At 53.0% G+C, this 3,985-nt stretch carries 3 protein-coding genes; 2 read left to right on the top strand and 1 reads right to left on the bottom strand.

All coding sequences use genetic code 11. From position 1 onward, the window contains the following. The coding region (locus H6F43_RS08945) for a saccharopine dehydrogenase NADP-binding domain-containing protein (RefSeq protein WP_190342444.1) at positions 1 to 1,131 on the bottom strand (1,131 nt) is incomplete at its 3' end. A gap of 395 nt (positions 1,132 to 1,526) precedes the next feature. On the opposite strand from H6F43_RS08945, the gene H6F43_RS08940 reads away from it, so the two are divergent. Both H6F43_RS08940 and H6F43_RS08935 read left to right on the top strand, forming a co-directional pair. Beyond that, entirely contained in the window at positions 1,527 to 2,708 is a 1,182-nt protein-coding gene (locus H6F43_RS08940) for an MFS transporter (RefSeq protein WP_190342443.1), read from the top strand. Between the two features lie 236 nt (positions 2,709 to 2,944). Next, positions 2,945 to 3,844 carry an alpha/beta hydrolase gene (locus tag H6F43_RS08935; RefSeq protein WP_190342442.1) on the top strand — a complete coding sequence of 300 codons (900 nt, stop codon included), beginning with the start codon at positions 2,945 to 2,947 and terminating at the stop codon, positions 3,842 to 3,844. Positions 3,845 to 3,985 lie beyond the last annotated feature (141 nt).

The following is a 3,985-nucleotide window of genomic DNA, read 5'->3' as shown; positions in this document are numbered from 1 at the left end:
TTGCAGTGCCAGACTCAAGGCAGATTCACAAACAAATTTGACCGTTGCTCGGTTGCCAGGGTCGCCCTGATCGCGGATGAGTCCCCGCACTTTGCGCCCATCCACGGCAGTACCCACTAGTTCACAGGAAAACCAGCCCTCGTTCATCGTTTGCTCCGAAGGTCCGCTTCCCGGTTGGGGCAGGATAGGTTGCAGGAGCGATCGCACCTGAGTCTGTTGCAAAACCCCGGTAAACAGGGCTTGTCCGGCGGTAACACCCGTTGCCTTCAACCATGCCAACGGCTCATCAAACTTGAGATACTCCTGATAGGTGAAGTTGGGTCCATAGGGTTCCTGCCATTCCTCGTACAAGGCGCAACTGCGGCGGACAATACGGGTATTGACGAGACCCATAAAGAAGGGTGCAACCCAGGTGTTAAGGTCCGAATCGAAGGATGGCGTTTGCGGGTCACGGTTGCGATCGGTGCCGTCTCGTAGAGAATCGCTCTCTGCCTGCCGAGACGTGCGCGGATTCAGCAGGAACGGATCAGCTATCTGTGCTGCTTCAGGTGAATCGAAGAGATTGAAAGCAGAGGCGAGTGTCCCGCCATTGAAGCCGCCATACGCCTGGAAATAGGCATTCACCTGCTTGCAAGGCGCGCCCAATCGCTGTAGGTAACGAACAACTAAATAGGTTCCCAAGTCGGACGGAACCGAGTCAAAGCCGCAGCAGGGAATGATCCGTGTGCCATCGGAGGCTGCCTGGGTGTGGTAGCGATCAATCAAGGTTCTCACCCAAGGCGTTTCTCCGGTAATGTCTACGTAATGAGTTTTGAAGCGAACGCAGGCATCGACAAGGGCATTGCCGTACAGGGCGAACGGTCCGGCAGTGGTAAGCAGCACGCGCGTCTGAGAGACGATCGCGTCGATCGCGGGTTGATCTTGACTGTCGGCAACCAGCACATCGACTGCTGCACCGACTTCTTCCCGAACGGCTTCTAGCTTTTGACGGTTCCGCCCAGCGATCGCCCAACGGACTTGCCCAAGAGAGGCGTGACGGGCAAAGTATTGTACGGTTTGTTTGCCCACGAAACCACTGGCACCGTAGAGGACAACATCGTAGAGACGCTCGGAATTTGGACGTTCAGACATTGCAGAAGCACTCCTGGCAACAGGACGACACTCGCAACTGTAACTGAATCAGTTCTCTTTCATCTGTGGCAGCAATTGGGATTTAACGTAGCGGCAAGTCAGTATGGAGCAGTTTGCGGTGTCTTAGATAACATCATGCAAATTTTTTAGTCTGCAAAGTTTCAACACCCAAACCACAAAAAGCATTTTGTATACTACGATGTGCTACAAGTGTCTTTGCAAATCATTTTGACCCTCGACTTCTATGATGTTTCCTCCTTGGTAAGCTAAAACCCCAACCAGCAAGCGATTCACCTTACAGATAAGGTGGATTTGCTCGTGGATTCCCCCTCCAGAGCCAGCGCAGTAACAAGTTTGCGTTGGTTATTAAATCTTGAGGATGGGAGAATTCCACGATGCCTTTGCAGGGTAAATACAAAACCGCCAGGACGATGATGGGGTTGACCATCATTTTCCTGATGATTGAGCTATTAGACGAGTTGGTGGACGGGGTGCGGGGTGCTGCTTGGCCCTTAATTCGCAATGACCTGCACCTCTCTTACGTGCAGGTTGGCATGTTGCTGACCATTCCCAATACGATCGCGAGCCTAATTGAGCCGATTCTAGGAATTTGGGGCGATGTTGGTCAGCGACGGCAGTTAATTCTAGGTGGAGGGGTTGCATTCGCGATCGCCCTCCTAATGATTTCCCTCAGCCAGGACTTTGCATGGTTTTTAACCGGGTTTGTGCTGTTTTATCCAGCATCCGGTAGCTTCGTCAGTTTGTCCCAAGCGACCCTAATGGACATTGACCCGACTCGCCACGAGCAAAACATGGCGCGTTGGTCACTGGCAGGTTCTTTGGGCAATGTGATTGGACCGTTGATTTTGGCGGGAACGATCGCCCTGCACCAAAGTTGGCGGGGTGCGTTTTTCATCTTGGCACTGCTGACGGGATGGCTGTTGGTGCTGCTGTGGAAGTATCCGATCGCAGCGCCATCTTCTCCAGAGGGTGACACCATACCAAGCTTCAAAGATGGCATCCGCAACGCGATCGCCGCCGCAAAACGACTAACTGTATTGCGCTGGCTAACGCTACTGCAATTTTCGGATCTGATGTTGGATGTGCTACGCGGCTTTATAGCGCTGTATTTTGTCGATCTGGTGGGTACGAACAGCATGCAGGCGGGTGTTGCAGTCATGGTCTGGTTAGGGTTTGGCTTGTTAGGAGATTTCCTGCTGATCCCTTTACTCGATCGAGTGCGGGGATTGAGCTATCTCAAGGTAAGCGCCATCCTGGTGTTGGGTCTTTACCCCGCTTTTCTAGTTGTGCCTCATTTCTCGGTCAAGTTGGCGATTCTGGCTTGCTTGGGGTTATTAAATGCAGGTTGGTACTCAATTCTTCAGGGGCAACTGTACACAGCGATGCCAGGACAGAGTGGTACGGTAATGACGCTCACCACCGTGTTTGGGTTGGTGGGTGGTTTAACTCCGCTAGCGCTAGGTTTCTTCGCTCAGCAGATCGGTTTACAGCCAACGATGTGGATGTTACTGGCAGCGCCGATCGCCTTACTAATTGGGCTGTTCAAGGTTCAATAACTTTGCTAGCAGCACGGATAAATGCGCTTTTCAATTGGAGAAATCCTGCAATGACCAACAAAGTCTTATGTATGCTCATCGGACTCAAAGGTGCTGGAAAAACCTACATTGGAACACTCATTGGTACTCACACGGCGATTCAGTTTCGACCCGTCTGATGGGGGGATACATTAGGCGCATGGCTGTGAGATCCTTAAACGCAAGCGAGAGAACTGTATTTAAGCTAAGGGCGATCGATGCTGACTTCGACTGCAACCCAAATCTACACGTGGAACGGCTACCGCTGCACCTACGATCGCCTTGCGCCACCCACTGAACAGGGCGTCCCGCTGCTGTTGATTCATCCGATCGGGGTTGGACTGTCTCGCCAGTTTTGGCAGCGGTTCTGTGCGGAATGGCGTCGCAGCGAATTGCACAATCCTATCTATAATCCAGATCTGCTGGGGTGCGGTGAAAGCGACATGCCGCATTTCGCGTTTTATCCGGCAGATTGGGCAGAACAGCTGGGCTGGTTTCTGCAAACGGTGGTGCAAACGCCTGTGGTGTTGGTGGTGCAGGGAGCGCTGCTGCCTGTGGCGATCGAGCTGGTGCAGCGGCAGCCAGACTTAATTCGTGGACTGGTGCTGAGTGGTCCGCCTGCGTGGGCGCTACTAACGCGACGCACACCCGACTGGCAACATCGCCTTAGTTGGAATCTGCTTGATTCGCCGATCGGCAGCGCCTTCTACCGCTATGCGAGGCGATCTCAGTTTTTGCGATCGTTCTCGACGCGACAATTATTTGCTACCGAAGCAGCCGTCGATGCAGAATGGCTAGAAATGCTGCAACACGGAGCACACGATCCTGCAAGTCGCCATGCGGTGTTTTCTTTTCTGGCGAGCTTCTGGCGACAGGACTATGCCGACGCGATTCAACACATTACGCAGCCGACGCTCATTGTGCTTGGAGAGCAAGCCTCCAGCATCAGTCGCGAGGGCAAGCAGGAAACTCTAGATCAGCGACTGAGCGATTACCAAGCCGCTTTTCCTAACGCACACGGCGTAAAAATTCCGGGACGAAATGTGCTGCCCTACGAATCAACGCAGGAGTTTGTGCAAGCAATAGCTCCCTTCGTGCAGCGCTTAGGCGATCGCTAGCGATCATTGCTCAGGGTCGATCGAGGAGTTTGCACCCGCACAACAGTAATCAAGAATCGTTATAGTGCTCCGCTGTAGCTTCCTTCGGGTAGGTAAAGCATCATTGGAGGGAGGATGGTGTCTAGCTACCAAACTGACACA

It is taken from the genome of Leptolyngbya sp. FACHB-36 (assembly GCF_014695955.1).
Classification (GTDB): Bacteria; Cyanobacteriota; Cyanobacteriia; order Leptolyngbyales; family Leptolyngbyaceae; genus FACHB-36.
The sequence above is the reverse complement of the archived record's forward strand: the minus strand, read 5'-3'. Positions and strand labels throughout refer to the sequence as shown.

Coding starts and splice junctions, on each gene's coding strand:
- H6F43_RS08940 (WP_190342443.1), top strand. CDS start 1,527: ATGCCTTTGCAGGGTAAATACAAAACCGCCAGGACGATGATGGGGTTG.
- H6F43_RS08935 (WP_190342442.1), top strand. CDS start 2,945: ATGCTGACTTCGACTGCAACCCAAATCTACACGTGGAACGGCTACCGC.